Origin of the sequence: Kitasatospora sp. SolWspMP-SS2h (assembly GCF_003259315.1) — a bacterium.
GTDB classification, from domain to species: Bacteria; Actinomycetota; Actinomycetes; order Streptomycetales; family Streptomycetaceae; genus Kitasatospora; species Kitasatospora fiedleri.
The window spans coordinates 217,974-234,483 of record NZ_QLLT01000011.1 but is presented as its reverse complement, the minus strand read 5'-3'; the positions used below and the strand labels follow the sequence as shown (position 1 = coordinate 234,483).

Annotated in this window: 18 protein-coding genes; 4 read left to right on the top strand and 14 right to left on the bottom strand. The window is 72.9% G+C overall.

The annotated features are described in order from the left end of the window. Positions 1–73: 73 nt before the first annotated feature. Positions 74–1,300: an LLM class flavin-dependent oxidoreductase gene (locus K353_RS16070; RefSeq protein WP_233533615.1), complete on the top strand. Its 1,227-nt coding sequence runs from the start codon at positions 74–76 to the stop codon at positions 1,298–1,300. Between the two features lie 215 nt (positions 1,301–1,515). On the opposite strand, the gene K353_RS16065 is transcribed toward K353_RS16070, so the two are convergent. Further along, positions 1,516–1,908: an SCO5389 family protein gene (locus K353_RS16065; protein WP_111554264.1), complete on the bottom strand. Its 393-nt coding sequence runs from the start codon at positions 1,906–1,908 to the stop codon at positions 1,516–1,518. 552 nt (positions 1,909–2,460) lie between these two features. Between K353_RS16065 and nucS the strand changes: the two genes are divergently transcribed. Both nucS and K353_RS34375 read left to right on the top strand, forming a co-directional pair. Continuing rightward, positions 2,461–3,120 (top strand): endonuclease NucS, encoded by a 660-nt coding sequence (gene nucS / locus K353_RS16060; RefSeq protein WP_111554263.1) that lies wholly within the window; start codon positions 2,461–2,463, stop codon positions 3,118–3,120. A gap of 145 nt (positions 3,121–3,265) precedes the next feature. Next, positions 3,266–3,430, top strand: coding sequence for a hypothetical protein (locus K353_RS34375; protein ID WP_158585417.1), 165 nt, complete (start codon positions 3,266–3,268; stop codon positions 3,428–3,430). Positions 3,431–3,449: 19 nt separating this feature from the next. Here the strand turns inward: K353_RS34375 and K353_RS16055 are convergent, their stop codons facing one another. The 3 genes from K353_RS16055 to K353_RS16040 all read right to left on the bottom strand — a co-directional run bounded on the left by K353_RS16055 (position 3,450) and on the right by K353_RS16040 (position 7,504). After that, the gene (locus K353_RS16055) at positions 3,450–5,735 is read right to left on the bottom strand and encodes an ATP-binding protein (protein WP_146616475.1); all 2,286 of its coding nucleotides are present in this window, start codon (positions 5,733–5,735) and stop codon (positions 3,450–3,452) included. 162 nt (positions 5,736–5,897) lie between these two features. Next, entirely contained in the window at positions 5,898–6,233 is a 336-nt protein-coding gene (locus K353_RS16050; RefSeq protein WP_100836334.1) for an STAS domain-containing protein, read from the bottom strand. Positions 6,234–7,237: 1,004 nt separating this feature from the next. Further along, entirely contained in the window at positions 7,238–7,504 is a 267-nt protein-coding gene (locus K353_RS16040; RefSeq protein WP_111554261.1) for a hypothetical protein, read from the bottom strand. On the opposite strand from K353_RS16040, the gene K353_RS34370 reads away from it, so the two are divergent. After that, the gene (locus tag K353_RS34370) at positions 7,497–7,634 is read left to right on the top strand and encodes a hypothetical protein (RefSeq protein ID WP_158585416.1); all 138 of its coding nucleotides are present in this window, start codon (positions 7,497–7,499) and stop codon (positions 7,632–7,634) included. The genes K353_RS16040 and K353_RS34370 overlap by 8 nt on opposite strands. Before the next feature lie 15 nt (positions 7,635–7,649). Here the strand turns inward: K353_RS34370 and K353_RS16035 are convergent, their stop codons facing one another. The 10 genes from K353_RS16035 to atpB all read right to left on the bottom strand — a co-directional run bounded on the left by K353_RS16035 (position 7,650) and on the right by atpB (position 16,261). After that, positions 7,650–8,222 (bottom strand): cob(I)yrinic acid a,c-diamide adenosyltransferase, encoded by a 573-nt coding sequence (locus tag K353_RS16035; RefSeq protein ID WP_111554260.1) that lies wholly within the window; start codon positions 8,220–8,222, stop codon positions 7,650–7,652. Positions 8,223–8,371: 149 nt separating this feature from the next. Further along, on the bottom strand, positions 8,372–8,872 hold the full coding sequence (locus K353_RS16030) for a DUF2550 domain-containing protein (RefSeq protein ID WP_199528111.1): 501 nt from the start codon (positions 8,870–8,872) through the stop codon (positions 8,372–8,374). A gap of 123 nt (positions 8,873–8,995) precedes the next feature. Then, positions 8,996–9,379, bottom strand: a complete 384-nt coding sequence (locus tag K353_RS16025; RefSeq protein ID WP_100836339.1) for a F0F1 ATP synthase subunit epsilon — start codon at positions 9,377–9,379, stop codon at positions 8,996–8,998. Positions 9,380–9,595: 216 nt separating this feature from the next. Then, on the bottom strand, positions 9,596–11,050 hold the full coding sequence (gene atpD, locus K353_RS16020; protein WP_111554259.1) for a F0F1 ATP synthase subunit beta: 1,455 nt from the start codon (positions 11,048–11,050) through the stop codon (positions 9,596–9,598). A 2-nt stretch (positions 11,051–11,052) separates the two neighbouring features. Next, positions 11,053–11,967 (bottom strand): F0F1 ATP synthase subunit gamma, encoded by a 915-nt coding sequence (locus K353_RS16015; protein ID WP_111554258.1) that lies wholly within the window; start codon positions 11,965–11,967, stop codon positions 11,053–11,055. 33 nt (positions 11,968–12,000) lie between these two features. Continuing rightward, the gene (gene atpA / locus K353_RS16010; protein ID WP_111554257.1) at positions 12,001–13,575 is read right to left on the bottom strand and encodes a F0F1 ATP synthase subunit alpha; all 1,575 of its coding nucleotides are present in this window, start codon (positions 13,573–13,575) and stop codon (positions 12,001–12,003) included. A 154-nt stretch (positions 13,576–13,729) separates the two neighbouring features. After that, positions 13,730–14,545, bottom strand: coding sequence for a F0F1 ATP synthase subunit delta (locus tag K353_RS16005; protein WP_111554256.1), 816 nt, complete (start codon positions 14,543–14,545; stop codon positions 13,730–13,732). After that, positions 14,542–15,099: a F0F1 ATP synthase subunit B gene (locus K353_RS16000; protein WP_100836344.1), complete on the bottom strand. Its 558-nt coding sequence runs from the start codon at positions 15,097–15,099 to the stop codon at positions 14,542–14,544. The genes K353_RS16005 and K353_RS16000 overlap by 4 nt, the downstream gene beginning before the upstream one ends. A 41-nt stretch (positions 15,100–15,140) precedes the next feature. After that, positions 15,141–15,368: an ATP synthase F0 subunit C gene (gene atpE / locus K353_RS15995; protein WP_100836345.1), complete on the bottom strand. Its 228-nt coding sequence runs from the start codon at positions 15,366–15,368 to the stop codon at positions 15,141–15,143. Between the two features lie 80 nt (positions 15,369–15,448). Next, positions 15,449–16,261: a F0F1 ATP synthase subunit A gene (atpB, locus tag K353_RS15990; protein ID WP_370447609.1), complete on the bottom strand. Its 813-nt coding sequence runs from the start codon at positions 16,259–16,261 to the stop codon at positions 15,449–15,451. Positions 16,262–16,510: the final 249 nt, after the last annotated feature.

Below are 16,510 nucleotides of genomic sequence, written 5' to 3'. Positions count from 1 at the left end.
CACATGACATGGGTTACTCACGTGGTGACACGGCGGGGCCCGCAGACCCTGCGCGGCACCGAGGAGGCACCCGATGACGAAGACCACCGCCCGGCCCGAGGCCCGTTCCGCCGCCCCGCGGGCGGCCGGCGGCGTGCGGCCGGCCGAGCGGCCCGCCCCCGAGCAGTCGCCGGGCGCCGGCACGGACGCGCTCCGGGTCGGCGCCTTCCTGCTGTCCGCGCAGTTCCCGGGCCAGGGCCACGGCGAGGCGCTGGAGCGGACCGTCTCGGCCGCGCTGGCCGCCGAGCGGGCCGGCCTGGACGCGGTCTGGCTGGCCGAGCACCACTTCGTGCCGTACGGGGTCTGCCCGGACGCGGCGACGCTGGCCGCGCTGCTGCTGGGCCGCACCCGGCGGATCGGGGTGGGGACGGCGGTGAGCGTGCTGAGCACCCGTCACCCGGTGGCGCTGGGCGAGCAGGCGGCGCTGCTGCACCTGACCTCGGGCGGCCGGTTCACCCTGGGGGTGGGGCGCGGCGGGCCGTGGATCGACCTGGCGGTGTTCGGCGGCGGCCTGGAGGCGTACGAGCGGGGCTTCCCGGAGCGGCTGGACCTGCTGCTGCGCTGGCTGCGCGGGGCCCGGGTGGGCGCGGCGGGGCCGCAGTTCGCGTTCCCGGAGGTGGCGGTGGTGCCGCGGGCCGCCGAGCCGGCCCGGCGGGCGGACCTGGCGGGCTGGCTGGGCCTGGAGGGCGCGGTGATCCCGCGCCAGCGCCAGGACGAGGCGGGGACGGGGCGGTCGGGCCCGCCGGTGGTGGTGGCCTGCACCTCGCCGGGCGGGGTCCGGACGGCCGCCGAGCGGGGCCTGCCGATGCTGCTGGGCATGCACGCGGGCGACGAGGACAAGCGGGAGATGGTGGTCGCGTACCGGGCGGCCTGGCGGGCGGCGGGGCGCGGCGAGGAGCAGCTGGCCCGGGTGGAGCGGGAGCACGTGGCGGCGGGCGTGGCGCAGGTCGACGACCGGGCGGGGGCGGCCCGGGCCAGCCTGCTGCGGGCGATGCCGGACTTCTTCGCGCACGGCCTGGGCGCGCACCGCACGGTGGACGGCCGGGAGCGCGCGATGCGCGACCCGCGGGCGTACACCGAGCTGCTCTGCGACCTGCACGCGGTCGGCACCCCCCGGCAGTGCGCGGACCGGCTGCTGGCCACCGCGGAGCGCACCGGCATCCGGCGCTTCGCGCTGCTCGCGGAGGGCTCGGGCGACACCGCGGCGACGCTGCACAACCTGGCCCGGCTGGGCGCGGAGGTGCTGCCGCAGCTGTCCTGAGCGCGCGGGAGCAGCAGGGGTGGCGGGCAGCGCAGGTGCACGCGGGCGCGCGGGTGGCCGCAGGCGCGCGCGGGGGCCGGTGCGGGCGCGCTGACGGCCCGTCGCGCGGCCGCGGGCCGCCCCGGGTGTCCTGACCGGGGGGCCCGCGTGCGGCGGCGGCACAGGGGCGCTGACGGGCCGTCAGCACATGTGTGGCGCCGGGCGCTGACGGCGGGTCAGCAGTCGCGCAGCTCCGGCGACTGGTTGAGCAGCTGGGCCCGGACCGAGGTGAAGCGGGCCAGCCGCGCCTCGGTGTCGGGACCGGGGGCGAAGACCGCGACGCGGTGACAGTTCTGGAACGCCAACTGGACGCCGAAGTGCCGCTGCAGGGCGCCCCGGATCGCGTCGCTGGCCAGCGCGCGGAGCAGCTGCCCGCGCTCCTGCTCGCTCGGCGGGGGGACCTCGTTGTCGGCGAAGTCGGTCCCGTCGACCTTGAGTTGGGCGACCAGTGAGCTGATCATGTCCCAGGCGTAGGGCAGCGAGGTGCGGACACAGTCGACGAACTCCCGCTCGTCGACCTCGCCTCGTTCGGCCTTCTCCAGCAGGGCCGGTGAGACGTCGAGCGACATGGGTTCTCCTCTCGCGGTCCGCTCCGACGTGGTCGCCGGGGCGGTGGTGCCGGTGTGCTGAGGGTGGTGCGGTAGGGGTGGCACCGGGGGTGCGGTGCCGGGGAACGGTGGGACGGACGTGCGGTGGACCGCGCGCGCCGTTCGAGCGTCGACGGTGCGACAGCCCGGTGGACGCCGCGCGTCGGGGTTCGGTCCTGGGGGGTCAGACCAGCCTGGCAGGCCCCCCCTCACCCGGGTCGGTGAATCGGCGGATTGCCGCCCGGAACGCCCCTCCCGGGGCGAGATTGGCCGGAATCAGCCGTGTCCCAACCCAGCGCGCCGAACTGCGGCCCCTCACCGCACGTGCTCGCGCGGTCACCATGTTTCGCCGCTCCCGCCCGGCCGACACCCGGCGTGCGCGCACTCGCTTCAAACGGCTCCCGGGCCCGGCCCGCCCGGACCGGCTGTCTCGGGATTGCGCCGCCTCGACCCCACCGGCCCGGCCACCGGTGGCCCGCCCTCCGGAATCGAACACGGACCGGGGCACTCCCGGCGGGCCTTAGGCTTGTCCCCATGCGTCTTGTCATCGCCAAATGCACCGTGGACTACGCGGGCCGCCTCGCTGCACATCTGCCCTCCGCCGTGCGCCTGGTGATCGTGAAGGCCGACGGGAGCGTCAGCATCCACGCCGACGACCGGGCCTACAAGCCGCTGAACTGGATGTCGCCGCCGTGCTCCCTCAAGGAGGGCGACGGCGTGTGGACGGTCACCAACAAGGCCGGCGAGAAGCTGATCATCACGCTGGAGGACGTCCACCACGACTCCTCGCACGAACTCGGCGTCGACCCCGGCCTGATCAAGGACGGCGTGGAGGCCCACCTCCAGGAGCTGCTCGCCGACCGGATGGAGGTGCTCGGCTCCGGCTGGCAGCTGATCCGCCGCGAGTACCCGACCCCGATCGGCCCGGTCGACCTCCTCTGCCGCGACTCCGACGGCACCACCGTCGCCATCGAGATCAAGCGCCGCGGCGAGATCGACGGCGTCGAGCAGCTCACCCGCTACCTCGAACTCCTCAACCGCGACCCGCTGCTGGCCCCGGTCAAGGGCGTCTTCGCCGCCCAGGAGATCAAGCCCCAGGCCCGGGTGCTGGCCACCGACCGGGGCATCGGCTGCGTCGTCCTCGACTACGACGAGCTGCGCGGCATCGACGACGACAAGCTCAAGCTCTTCTAGCCCTCCCCGGGCCCCGGGGCGGCCCGCCCCGCACGCGACGCACCCGACGTCGGCCCCCGACCGGAGCCGGGGCGCCGGCGGGCGGGGCGGCCCCGCTGCGGGAGGCGCACGCCGCCGGGGGCCCGGACGCCGCCGAAGCCTGGCCGTGCGCACGCGGCACCCCGCTGGGCCGGCCCGCCGCCCGCTGCGCCGCGCCCTCGGCCCGGACGCCGCCGACCCGCTGGAGACGCTGCCGACCCGCCCGGCCCGGGCGGCCCACGCGCGCCGCCTCGCCCGCGGGGACGCGGCCCTGGAGCAGCTGCTGCCCTGACGGGCGGTCACGGGTTCCGCTAGGGGGTACTGGTGGGTGTCGCCGTGGCGGGGGGTGTGGTGGTCGCGCTACCGGTCGGCGTGGGCGGCGTCGGGTCGGTGGTCGTGGGCGTGTTCGTCGGCTTCGCCGTGTCGGTGGGCTTGGGGGTCGTGGTGGTCGGCGGTGGCGTCGTACCCGGATTGGTCGTGGTGCCCGGCTTGGTCGCGGTGGTGGTCGGGCTCGGGGTGCTGCCGGGCCGGTGGGTGGCCGACGGGCTGGTGGTGGCCGGGCCGCTGGTGGCGGGGGGCGGGGTCTCGCTCGGGCTGCCCGGGTCCGTCGCGGAGGGGCTCTCGCTGCCGGAGGGCGCGGGCGCGGGGGAGCTGCTGGGGCGGGGGGAGGTGGCGGGGTCGAGCGGGGGCAGGTCGTCCGCGGAGTTGCCGGTGCGGTCGCCGCCGGGGTGGTCGTCGCCGCCGGCGGCGACGCCGATCGCGGTGCCGAGGACACCGAGCGCCATCACGGCGGCGCCGGCCAGCAGGACGGTCTTGCGGGCGCCGCGCGGGGCCCGCTTGCGCAGCCGGCCGGGCACCACCTGGGCGATCGCCCGGATGGCGCGGCGGCGGCGGGCGGGTTCGCTGCCGGGGCCGGCGGTGAGTGCGGCGGTCTCCTCCAGCCGGATCAGGTCGAGCATCCGGCGGGCCGCAGCCCCGCCGCGCTGTTCGCCCGCGGCGGCGCGCAGCGCGATCGCCGCCTCCAGTTCGGCGGCGGCCCGCTGCGGGCTGCCCGCGCAGAGCGCGTACACGCCCAACTCGTGCTGGAACCAGCCCTGTTCGGCGGGTGCGCCGAGCATCCTGGCGGCTTCCAGGCCGAGTTGCAGGGCGCGTTCCCAGGCACCCCAGCGCAGCGACAGGGCGAGCGCGGGGGCGGCGGCCCGGGCCAGCCGGAGCACCTCGGCGGGCCGGTCGGCGTCCCGTTCGGCGAGCAGCACGGCGAGGATCACCTCGGCCTCGGCGGCGACCTGCCGGGTGGAGACCGAGGCGTGGCCGACCCACCAGGCGAGGTGTTCGGCGGCGCCGTGCGCGATCCCGTCGGGGGCGAACGGCGCGGGCAGGCCGTTGCCGTCGGCCTCGACCTCGGGCAGCAGCGCGTCGAGCACGCCCTCGGTGAGGCGGTGGTGGCCGCCGACGGAGACCGCCAGTCCGGTTTCGACGAGTTCCTGCAGGGCGCTCTCGCCGAGGCCGACGTCGACCAGGGCGGGCAGGTGCGGCGCGGTCGGGCACTCCCCGCCGAGGGCGAGCGCGAGGCGCAGCACCAGCCGGGCCGACTCGCTCAGCCCCTGGACCAGGCGGCGGGCCGGGGCGGCGCTCTCCCCCACCGAGGGCAGCGGCACCTGGCGGCGCAGCTCGCGCTCCAACTCGGCCGGGTCGCGGGGCAGTTCGTACTCGTGGACGGAGCCGAACACGCTCCGGCGGTCCTCCTGCGCGGCGATCAGCGCGTCCACCGTGACGTCGCGCTGGCGCAGCAGCGCGGCGGCCCGGACGAAGCGCAGCGGCAGGCCCTCGGACTCGAACCAGAGGTCCACCGCCCAGGCCCGTTCGGCCTCGTCCAGCGGGCGTCCGGCCAGTCGGGCGGCGAGGGTCAGGCAGGCGGGGCGGGACAGGCCGGCCACCAGGTGGTCGCGCAGCCGGGAGCCGGGGGGCGAGGGCGGGGTGTCGGGGAGGGCGGCCAGCAGGAACGCGCACTCGGGGGCGGCGGCGAGCAGTTCCTCCAGTTCCTCGCCGGACGGCTCGACGTCGTCGATCACCACCACCGCGGCGACGCCGGCCAGCAGTTCGGCCAGCTGTTCGCGGTCCGGGCGGAAGTCGGGGGCCTGGTGGGTGGCGGCGAACAGGTCCTGGAGCAGGTCGGCGGTGGTGCGCCGGTAGCCGCTCAGCCGCACCACGCCGTCCGGGGCGAGCTCCCCGGCCGCCTCGGCGACGGCCGCGAGCAGCGCGGAGCGGCCCGAGCCGGCCTGGCCGAGCAGCTGCACCGAGCGTCCGGCCCGGAGCTGTTCCAGCAGGGCGGCGATGTCGGCGTCGCGGTCCAGCAGCCGCAGGTCGCCGGGGCCGGCGCCCAGGGCGAGCGGGCCGACGGCCGGGCTGGGTCCGAGTTCCGGCCGGGCCTGCACGAGGCCGCGGATCCGGCGGGGCTGCGGCATCCACTCGTCCGGGCAGTGCCGGGCCTCGGAGCCCTCCGGGCCGCCGACCACCACCAGCCGTTCGCCGCTGACCAGTTCCCCGCTTCGCGGGCGCACCCCGTCCCCCCGGAACTCCCCGCTCGGCTGACCCACGTCGCTGCTCCCCGCCACTCGGACACCTGAGCGGAGACTTTCCCACATGGACACGACGGGTCACCACACAGGGGTGGTTCCGACGCCGAGCCGTCCGCACACGAACCCGGCCGTGCGCCGTCCGCCTCCCGGCCGTCGCCCGGCCGTCGCCCGTGGGCCGGCCTAGCCGAGCGCGGGAAGCGTCGTCCCGCAGGGGTCCTGCACCGCTCCCTCGACCGCCAGGATGCGGTGCAGCCGGGTCGCCACCAGCAGGCGCTGCAACTGGACCGGCACCTCCCGGAGCACCAGCCGACGCCCGACCCGGCCGGCCCGGCGGTGGGTGCCCATGATGACGCCGAGCCCGGTGGCGTCCCAGAACTCCAGGCGTCCGAGGTCGAGGACCAGGTCTCCCTCGCCGCCGTCGACGGCGGCGTGCAGCAGCGCCCTGGCGTCGGCGGCGCTGCGCACGTCGAGCCGCCCTTCGATGGCCAGTCCGGTGTGGTCGCCGGTGATGCGCATGCTGTCCTCCTCCTCGGCCGTCCGTCGGGCGTCCGCTCCACGGTGCCGCCCGCACCTCGGGGAACGTCCGTGCTCCACGGGGCCGTGGCCGCGCACCGGCCCCTTCTGAATCTGACGGTGAACCAGTTCCGCAGGTTGCTGCCACCCGCCGGACTGCCCCTCAACTTCACCCGTCCGAGGGAATATACGCAGGAACACCTCACACCTACGCTCGATTGCCGCCCAAATCACCCGTCTGCGGGCGGACCGTGAGCAAACTCACCCAGCCGCCCAGAACGTCCCGCACCCGGGCAGTACGGACCGACCGCGGGAGCGGCAGCGCTCTCGCCGGACTCTAGTGGGAGCGCGCCCGCCGTGGTGCGTTCCGGCAGTGTGATCTGCGCCGGGACGGGTGTGATCTGTGCCCCTCGCGCCCCGCCCCCGGCCGCGTCCCGCCCGCACCGCTCCCCCGGGCCGGGCACCCCGGCTCCTGGGCGAGGATCGCCGCTTGTCCCCGCCCGAACCCGGCTGCCGGAGGCCGAGCCCGGCCAGGACGCGGCTGACGTGCGTCTCGGCGGTGTGCGCCCGGGCGGCGGCCTCGGCGTTGGACAGGCCCGCCCCCGAGGCAGCCCAGCACCTCCCGCTCCCGGGGCGCCGGCTCCGCAGCACCCGCCGGAGCCGCCGGGGGCCGCACGGGGCGAGCACCCCGCCGCCACGGGCCACCGCCCGGACGCCGTCGGCCAGCGCCTCGGCCGCCAGGTCCTTGAGCAGGGACCCGGCGGCGCCGACCCGCAGCGCGCCCCACCGGCACTCGTCCAGGTCGAAGGTGGTGAGCAGCAGCACCCGGATCACGCCCGCTCCCCCGCCCGCCGCCCGCCGCCCTCGCCCGCCGTCCGCCGTCCGCGGCAGCACCGGCCGGCCCGCCCCGGCCCGGTGCGCGGACTCCACCGGGATCGCCAACTCCCGCTCGCCGTACCGGATCTCCAGCCGCACCGGACCGGGCGCGGCGGGCTTGACCGCGTCGGTCAGCGGCTCCTGGACGCGGCGAGCTCCAGCGGCGCGGACAGCTCGCCGCGCCGGTCCGACTCGGCCGACAGCGGGGCCCGTTCGGCCCGCAGCCCTTCGGCCTCGGCGCGGTCCCGGCGGCGGCGCAGCGGGTCGGCCGTCCGGACCGGGGCCAGGAGGACCAGCCCGGAGAGCACCAACATGGCTGCGGCGAAGGCCGGTTGCCGCACCTCGCTCATCCGGACCGGACCCCACAGGGTCGCCGCGCACAGCAGGCCGGTGTACATCGGCAGAGTGGCCGTCAGCGAGCCCCGGTACGCCCCGGCGCCGAACAGCGCGCCGCCCTGGCAGACCGTCCGGGCCGTCCGGGCCGTCCGCCGCCTGGTCCGCTGCTGGTGGTCGGCGCCGACCTGCTGATCGCCGCCGGGCGGGTCAGCGGTTCTCGCCGGGCACCCAGAGCACGTCGCCGCGCTCCTTGTTGGCGGTGCGGGCCAGGATGAACAGCAGGTCGGACAGCCGGTTGAGGTACTTCGCGGTCAGCGGGTTGACGCCCTCGCCGTACGCCTCGATCGCCGCCCAGGTCGACCGCTCGGCCCGCCGCACCACGGTGCACGCCAGGTGCAGGTGGGCCGCGCCGGGCGTACCGCCGGGGAGGATGAAGCTGCGCAGCTTCTCCAACTCGGCGAGGAAGCGGTCGCAGTCGGCCTCCAGCCGGTCGACGTACGACTGCTCGACCCGCAGCGGCGGGTACTTCGGGTCCTCGACGACCGGGGTGGCCAGGTCCGCGCCGACGTCGAACAGGTCGTTCTGGACCCGGGTCAGCACCGTGACCAGTTCCTCGTCCAACTGCCCGGCGGCCAGCGCCACGCCGAGCGCCGCGTTGGCCTCGTTGGTGTCCGCGTACGCGATCAGCCGGGGGTCGGTCTTGGTGGTGCGGCTCATGTCGCCGAGCGCGGTCGTGCCGTCGTCCCCGGTCCGGGTGTAGATGCGCGTCAGGTTCACCATGCCCGCAGCCTAGCGCGCGGGTTCACCACCGTTAACAGCGCCTCACCAGGCCGACGTTGACCCGTCCCCCGCCAGCGGGTCCGTCGCTACGCGACGTTGACCCATCCCCCAGCCTTCGGCCGGGGGTGCCCCCACCAGCGGGCCCGTCGCTACGCGACGTTGACCCGCTGTCCGGGCGGCGCCGCCTCCAGCCAGGCCAGGAAGCCGGTCAGCGCGTCGTCGCTCATCGCCAGCTCCAGCGGGGCGCCCTTGTGCAGGCAGCGCAGCACCACCGAGCCCGAGAGCAGGGCGAGTTCCTCCTGGCCCTGCGGGTAGCGCCGGCCCAGCACCTCGATCTCGGTGCGCGGCAGCACCCGGCGCGGTCGGGGGGCGTAGGAGAAGACCCGGAACCACTCGATCGAGTCGCCGCTGTAGCGGCCGATACCAAAAACCCACCCCTTGCCGTCGGTCTGCGGGACCGGGGCGGAGGTGGGTTGGCCGTTCTCGTCGAGATCCGGCTGCGTGGAGGCGTCGGCCGGCATTTTCAACCGGTAGGAGCAGTCGAAGGTGCCGCCCACCCGCTGGATGAGGCGGCGGCGCACCGCGAAGCCGACCAGCCCGGCGATGGCCAGGACCACCACCACCGCGCACACCACAAGGGCGAGGACCACGCTCACCTACCTCCTCGCTGCTTCCCCGTGGCGGCCGACCCACGGCCGCTCATTCCTACCAACTGATACGACAGTCCCGGGGTCACGCTCCAGGCGTCCCCGGGACCGTCGCTGAGACCAGGCTCAGTGGTGCGCCTTCAACCCGCCGGCGGCGAGCAGGCGGACCTCGGCGCGGCGCTCGGCGTGCGAGTCGGCCTCGGTCTTGGCGTTCTCCAGCGCCCGCTCGGCCCGGGCGACGTCGATCTCGTCGGCCAGCTCGGCGATCTCGGCGAGGATCGACAGCTTGTTGTCGGCGAACGAGATGAAGCCGCCGTGCACCGCGGCCACGACAGTGCCCTGGTCGGCGGTGCGGATGGTGACCGGGCCGGTCTCCAGCACGCTCAGCACCGGGGTGTGGCCGGGCATGATGCCGGTGTCACCGGAGGCCGTACGGGCGACGACGATGGTGGCCGCACCGGACCACACCTTGCGGTCGGCTGCGACCAGCTCGACGTGCAGCTCAGCCAACGTGGGCTCCTTGGCTCTTGCCGGCCATCGGACGCCCGGGCGAACGGGCGGCGATCTCGGCAGTTTCGGTAAGAATAACGGTCACGCGTCCCCGGAACGAAACCAGGGGCCCGTAGATGACCGGGATCACAGCAGATCCAGCGGTGAGGGGTGGCCCCCGACGAGAGCCGGGGACCACCCCTCAACGGTTCGGTCTGCCGTGCAGCCGGCCTGCGGTTACTTCTTCAGCAGCTCGGCGGCGTTGCGCTCGAGGTCGTCGATGCCACCGCACATGAAGAACGCCTGCTCCGGGACGTGGTCGTACTTGCCGTCCGCGATCGCGTTGAAGGCCTCGATGGTCTCCGACAGCGGCACGGTCGAACCGTCCACACCGGTGAACTGCTTCGCCACGTAGGTGTTCTGCGAGAGGAAGCGCTCGATGCGGCGGGCCCGCTGCACCGTGATCTTGTCCTCCTCGGACAGCTCGTCGATGCCGAGGATCGCGATGATGTCCTGGAGGTCCTTGTACTTCTGCAGGATCCCCTTGATGCGGACGGCCGTGTCGTAGTGGAGCTGCGTGATGTACCGCGGGTCGAGGATGCGGGACGTGGAGTCCAGCGGGTCGACGGCCGGGTAGATGCCCTTCTCCGAGATCGGGCGCGACAGCACGGTGGTCGCGTCCAGGTGGGCGAAGGTGGTGGCCGGCGCCGGGTCGGTCAGGTCGTCCGCGGGGACGTAGATCGCCTGCATCGAGGTGATCGAGTGTCCGCGGGTCGAGGTGATGCGCTCCTGGAGGAGGCCCATCTCGTCGGCCAGGTTCGGCTGGTAGCCCACCGCGGAGGGCATGCGGCCGAGCAGGGTCGACACCTCGGAACCGGCCTGGGTGAACCGGAAGATGTTGTCGATGAAGAGGAGCACGTCCTGCTTCTCGACGTCGCGGAAGTACTCCGCCATGGTCAGCGCGGAGAGCGCGACCCGCAGGCGGGTGCCCGGCGGCTCGTCCATCTGGCCGAAGACCAGCGCGGTCTTGTCCAGGACGCCCGAGTCGACCATCTCGTCGATGAGGTCGTTGCCCTCACGGGTGCGCTCGCCGACACCGGCGAACACCGACACACCACCGAAGTTCTCGGCGACGCGGTAGATCATCTCCTGGATGAGCACGGTCTTGCCGACGCCGGCGCCACCGAACAGGCCGATCTTGCCACCGGTGACGTACGGGGTGAGCAGGTCGATGACCTTGATGCCGGTCTCGAACATCTCGGTCTTGGACTCGAGCTCGGAGAAGTTCGGGGCCTTGCGGTGGATCGGCCACTTGACCTCGACCTGGGCGTCGAACTCGGCCTTGTCGACGTTCAGCACCTCACCGAGGGCGTTGAACACCTTGCCCTTGGTGATCTGGCCGACCGGGACGGAGATCGCCGAACCGGTGTCGGTGACCTGCGAACCGCGGACCAGGCCGTCGGTCGGCTGCATCGAGATGCCGCGGACCAGGCCGTCGCCGAGGTGCTGGGCGACCTCGAGGGTCAGGGTCTTGCGGCCCGTGCCGTCGGGGTTGTCCACCTCGACGTGCAGGGCGTTGAACATGTCGGGAATCGCGTCGACGGGGAACTCCACGTCGACGACCGGGCCGATGACCCGGGCGACGCGGCCCGTGGCCAGTCCGGCGCCCGTCGGCTCAACAGTGGTGGTCATACTCATTCGCTCCCGCGGCTAGCGTCGGCGAGGGCGTTGGCACCGCCGACGATCTCGCTGATTTCCTGGGTGATCTCGGCCTGTCGGGCCGAGTTGGCAAGCCGCGTGAGCGACTTGATGAGCTCGCCGGCGTTGTCCGTCGCGCTCTTCATCGCGCGGCGGCGGGCGGCGTGCTCGGAAGCGGCCGACTGCAGCAGCGCGTTGTAGATCCGGCTCTCGACGTACCGCGGCAGCAGCGCGTCGAGGACGCCCTCCGCCGACGGTTCGAAGTCGTAGAGCGGGAAGATCTGGTCCTTGGCCGGCGTCGCGTCGCTGAGCTCGACCTCGTCGAGCCGCAGCGGCAGCAGGCGCCGGTCGATGGCGTTCTGCGTCAGCATCGACACGAACTCGGTCGACACCAGGTGCAGCTCGTCCACGCCGCCGGTCTCCGCGGTGAAGGCCTCGATCAGGTCCGCCGCGACCGTCTTGGCGTCCCCGTAGGTCGGCTTGTCGGAGAAGCCGGTCCAGGAGTTCGCCACCGCCAGGTTGCGGAAGCCGTAGTAGCCCACGCCCTTGCGGCCGACGATGTACGTGACCACCTCCTTGCCCTCTTCGCGGAGGCGGGCGGCGAGCGCCAGCGACTGCTTGATGGCGTTGGTCGAGTAGCCGCCCGCCAGGCCGCGGTCCGCCGTGATCAGCAGGACCGCCGCGCGCTGCGCGTTCGGGTTCTCGGTGGTCAGCGGGTGCTTCGCGGTGGACCGGGTGGCCACCGCGGTCACCGCGCGGGTGAGCTCGTCGGCGTACGGAGTGGAGGCGGCCACCGCGCGCTGCGCCTTGACGATGCGCGACGCGGAGATCATCTCCATCGCCTTGGTGATCTTCTTCGTCGCGGTGACGGAGCGGATGCGGCGCTTGTAGACCCGAAGCTGTGCTCCCATTGGGTCGTTACGTCCTTTCCCTCGCTACCGGACTCAGGCCTGCTCGGAGAGCAGCTTGCCGTCAGCCGTGGTGAAGCCCTGCTTGAAGGACGTGATCGCGGCGGTCAGCGCGTCGATCGTGCCGTCCTCGAGCTTCTGGGTCTCGGCGATGCCGGTCAGGATGCCCTTGTGCTCCAGGCGCAGGTTGTCCAGGAACTCGCGCTCGAAGCGGCGGATCTCCGCCACCGGGACGTCGTCCAGCTGACCGGTGGTGCCGGCCCAGATGGAGACGACCTGCTCCTCGACCGGGAACGGCTGGTACTGGCCCTGCTTCAGCAGCTCGACCATGCGCGCACCGCGCTCCAGCTGGGCCTTGGAGGCCGCGTCCAGGTCGGAACCGAAGGCGGCGAACGCCTCCAGCTCGCGGTACTGGGCGAGGTCCAGGCGCAGGCGGCCGGCGACCGACTTCATGGCCTTGATCTGGGCGGAGCCACCGACGCGGGAGACCGAGATGCCGACGTTCACGGCCGGGCGGATGCCGGCGTTGAACAGGTCGGACTCCAGGAAGCACTGGCCGTCGGTGATCGAGATGACGTTGGTCGGGATGTACGCCGAGACGTCGTTGGCCTTGGTCTCGATGATCGGCAGACCGGTCATCGAGCCGCCGCCGAGGGCGTCGTTCAGCTTGGCGCAGCGCTCCAGCAGGCGGGAGTGCAGGTAGAAGACGTCGCCCGGGTACGCCTCGCGGCCCGGCGGGCGGCGCAGCAGCAGGGAGACGGAGCGGTAGGCCTCGGCCTGCTTCGACAGGTCGTCGAAGACGATGAGGACGTGCTTGCCGTCGTACATCCACTCCTGGCCGATGGCCGAACCGGTGTACGGGGCGAGGTACTTGAAGCCGGCCGGGTCGGAGGCGGGAGCGGCCACGATGGTGGTGTACTCCAGCGCGCCGGCCTCCTCCAGGGCGCCGCGGACGGACGCGATGGTGGAGCCCTTCTGGCCCACGGCGACGTAGATGCAGCGGACCTGCTTCTCCGGGTCGCCCGAGCGCCAGTTGTCGCGCTGGTTGATGATCGTGTCGACGGCGACGGCGGTCTTGCCGGTCTGACGGTCACCGATGATCAGCTGGCGCTGGCCGCGGCCGATCGGGGTCATGGCGTCGATCGCCTTGATGCCGGTCTGCAGCGGCTGCTTGACCGACTTGCGGGCCATGACGCCGGGGGCCTGCAGCTCCAGGGCGCGGCGGCCGGTGGACGCGATCTCGCCCAGGCCGTCGATCGGGTTGCCCAGCGGGTCCACGACACGGCCGAGGTAGCCGTCGCCGACCGGGACGGAGAGGACCTCGCCGGTGCGCTGCACCGTCTGGCCCTCCTCGATGCCCGAGAACTCACCGAGGACGACGACACCGATCTCGCGGGTGTCGAGGTTCAGCGCGAGGCCGAGGGTGCCGTCCTCGAACTTCAGCAGCTCGTTGGCCATGACCGAGGGCAGGCCCTCGACCTTGGCGATACCGTCCATGGCCTCGGTGACCGTGCCGACCTCTTCACGCGAGGCCGCGTCCGGCTGGTACGACTGGACAAAGTCGGCCAGCGCGTCCCGGATCTCCTCCGGACGGATCGTAAGCTCCGCCATCAGGCTTCCCTGCTCTCCTAGTTTGCGATCCTCGGCCCGCCATTGAGGGCCGCAAGTGCTCGACTCTCGGCCGGGTCGGGTGAACCGGCCGTACGTTTTGCCGGCCCACCTGGTGTGGACCGACGCCCGACCGAGGGTCGGATAGTGCTGGTGCTCAGCCTTCGAGGCCCTGGCGAGCGCCTTCCAGGCGGCTCGACACGGTGCCGTCGATGATCTCGTCGCCGATCTGCACCCGGACACCGCCCTGGACCGAGGGGTCCACGTCGATGTTCAGGTGGACCTGCCGCCCGTAGAGACCGGCCAGCGCGGCGGCGAGGCGGTCCTTCTGGCGGTCGGAGAGCGGGATCGCGGTGGTGACCAGGGCCACCACGCGGCCCCGCCGGGAGGCGGCGAGCTTGGAGTAGGTCTCCAGGCCACCTTCCAGGCTACGGCCCCGGGGGGCGGTGACCAGGCTGGTGACCAGGCGGACGGTGCCCGCGTTGGCGCGGCCGCCGAGGAGCTTGCGCACCAGCGCGGCCTTGGCGGCGGCGTCGGCCTTCGGCTCGGTCAGCGCGGCGCGCAGCTCGTGCGAGCCCGCCACCACCCGGCCGAACCGGAACAGCTCGTCCTCGACGTCGTCCAGCGCGCCCGCCCGGTCGGCGGCGATGACCTCGGCGTACGCGGCGAGCTGCTCGACCGCGTCGACCAGGTCGCGCGGGCCGGACCAGCGCGAGCGGACCAGGCCGGAGACCAGGTCGACGCTCTCGCCGGAGACCTGGCCGTTCAGCAGCGAGGCGGCCAGCCGGGCCTTGTCCTGACCGGACCGGGACGGATCGGTCAGCACCCGGCGCAGCGAGACCTCGCGGTCCAGCAGCGCGGTGACGGCGGTGAGTTCCCCGGCGAGCTTGGCCGCGTCCACCGAAGTGTTGTCGGTCAGGCTCTCCAGGTTCTCGCGGCCGGCGGCGAGTGCCTCACGGCTCGCGCCGATCACTTGGACGCACCCTGGGCAGCGGTGGCCTTGGACTCCAGCTCGTCCAGGAAGCGGTCGATGACCCCGCTCTGGCGGGCGTGGTCCTCCAGGGACTCGCCGACGATGCGGGAGGCCAGCTGGGAGGCCAGCGAACCGACGTCCTGGCGCAGGACCGCGGTGGCCTGCTTCTTGTCGGCCTCGATCTGGGCGTGGCCGGCGGCGACGATGGCCTCGCGCTGGCGCTGGCCCTCCTCGCGCATCTCGTTGATCAGGGCGGCGCCCTGCTCACGGGCGTGCTCGGTGATCCGCGCGGCCTCGTGGCGCGCCTCGGCGAGCTCGGCGCGGTACTGCTCCAGCAGGGCCTGGGCCTCGGCCTGAGCGGTCTCCGCGCGCTTCATGCCGCCTTCGATGGCGTCGCGGCGCTCTCCCAGCACCTTCTCGATGCTGGGGAGGAGCTTCTTGCCGAGGATGCCGAAGACGATGAAGAAGCAGAGCAGGCCGATGATGACCTCGGGCCACGCGGGGAGAAGAGGGTTCATCTTCTCTTCTGCCGCGAGGAGAACCTCGGGGGCCATATCAGAACCTTTCGTCGGAATTGGCTACCGGAACGTCCGGCTCAGGCGCCGTAGACGAACGGCATGACGATGCCGATCAGGGCGAGGGCCTCGGTCAGCGCGAAGCCGATGAACATGTTCGAGCGGATCAGGCCGGCGGCCTCGGGCTGGCGGGCCATCGCCTGCACGCCGTTACCGAAGATCAGACCGACACCGATGCCGGGGCCGATCGCGGCGAGGCCGTAGCCGATGGAAGCGACGGAACCGGAAACCTCAGCGAGAGCGGACATCTCAGCTAATCCTTTGCGGGGATGGGATACCGGTGGGTGTTGGCCACCGGGAGTTCGGGGCGCGGCCGGGGCCGCGGGGCTCAGTGCGCCTCTTCCAGGGCACCGGCGATGTAGCTGCTGGCGAGCATCACGAAGATGTACGCCTGCAGGAACTGCACCAGCAGCTCGAAGGCGGTCAGGGCCGCGGCCACCACGAAGGACACCGAGCCGTACAGGGCGCCGATGCTGGGGCTCAGCAGGTACCAGGAGGCCACCGAGAAGACGACGATCAGCAGGTGACCGGCGAACATGTTGGCGAAGGCTCGGACCGCGAGGGTGAAGGGGCGCACGAAGATGTTCGAGAAGAACTCGATCGGCACCAGGATGAACATGACCCAGCCCGGGATGCCCGACGGCCAGCAGAGGTTCTTCATGCCGCCGACGAAGCCGTGCTTCTTGAAGGTCAGCGTCATGTAGGTGATCCACACGATCGCCGCGAGCCCGACCGGGAACGCGATCCGCGACATCACCGGGAACTGGGCGAACGGGACGATGGACATGATGTTCATGATCCATACGAAGAAGAACATCGAGACCAGCATCGGGACGTACTTCTCGCCCTTCTTGCCGATCGTCTCCAGCACGATGCTCCGCTTGACGAAGTCGTACCCGATCTCGCCGACCAGCTGGAGCTTGCCCGGGAGCAGCTTCGGCTTGGCGAACGCGGCCCAGAAGAAGCCGACCACCAGCAGCGCACAGATGATCGACAGCAGCATCGGCTTGGTGAAGTCGACGCTCCCGACCGAGAAGATCGGCTTGAACTCGAACTCGTTCAGGCCGGGGGCGGGGAAGCCGCAGCCGGAGAAAAGGTGGCAACCGGCCTCGGAGGCGAGCTGGACGTCAGCACCCACCACAGACTCCTTCGTTCTGACGCATGGTTACGGCAACCTCGGTGTGTCGGCGTGGCCGTCGGCCACGGTGCGGCACTGGGACTAGTTGGATTTCTCGCTGACCCGGCGCGGCGCATATCCCCACCGCGGGATCTTCGAAAGCTTCGTGGAGCCGGGGGGCGATCCGTCCGATTCTCGGAGGGACCTGGCCGCTTCCCGTACTCCGCCGTCGGGACGGACGATAGCAGCCCGTCAGGAGGGCATAAACACCGC

Excerpts from the sequence above, each read along its gene's own strand:
- K353_RS16000 (WP_100836344.1), bottom strand. The coding sequence starts at position 15,099 with ATGGCCCCCGAGGTTCTCCTCGCGGCAGAAGAGAAGATGAACCCTCTT.
- K353_RS16070 (WP_233533615.1), top strand. The coding sequence starts at position 74 with ATGACGAAGACCACCGCCCGGCCCGAGGCCCGTTCCGCCGCCCCGCGG.
- K353_RS16035 (WP_111554260.1), bottom strand. The coding sequence starts at position 8,222 with ATGGTGAACCTGACGCGCATCTACACCCGGACCGGGGACGACGGCACG.
- K353_RS16065 (WP_111554264.1), bottom strand. The coding sequence starts at position 1,908 with ATGTCGCTCGACGTCTCACCGGCCCTGCTGGAGAAGGCCGAACGAGGC.
- K353_RS16050 (WP_100836334.1), bottom strand. The coding sequence starts at position 6,233 with ATGCGCATCACCGGCGACCACACCGGACTGGCCATCGAAGGGCGGCTC.
- nucS (WP_111554263.1), top strand. The coding sequence starts at position 2,461 with ATGCGTCTTGTCATCGCCAAATGCACCGTGGACTACGCGGGCCGCCTC.
- atpA (WP_111554257.1), bottom strand. The coding sequence starts at position 13,575 with ATGGCGGAGCTTACGATCCGTCCGGAGGAGATCCGGGACGCGCTGGCC.
- K353_RS16015 (WP_111554258.1), bottom strand. The coding sequence starts at position 11,967 with ATGGGAGCACAGCTTCGGGTCTACAAGCGCCGCATCCGCTCCGTCACC.
- atpE (WP_100836345.1), bottom strand. The coding sequence starts at position 15,368 with ATGTCCGCTCTCGCTGAGGTTTCCGGTTCCGTCGCTTCCATCGGCTAC.
- K353_RS16040 (WP_111554261.1), bottom strand. The coding sequence starts at position 7,504 with ATGTACACCGGCCTGCTGTGCGCGGCGACCCTGTGGGGTCCGGTCCGG.
- atpD (WP_111554259.1), bottom strand. The coding sequence starts at position 11,050 with ATGACCACCACTGTTGAGCCGACGGGCGCCGGACTGGCCACGGGCCGC.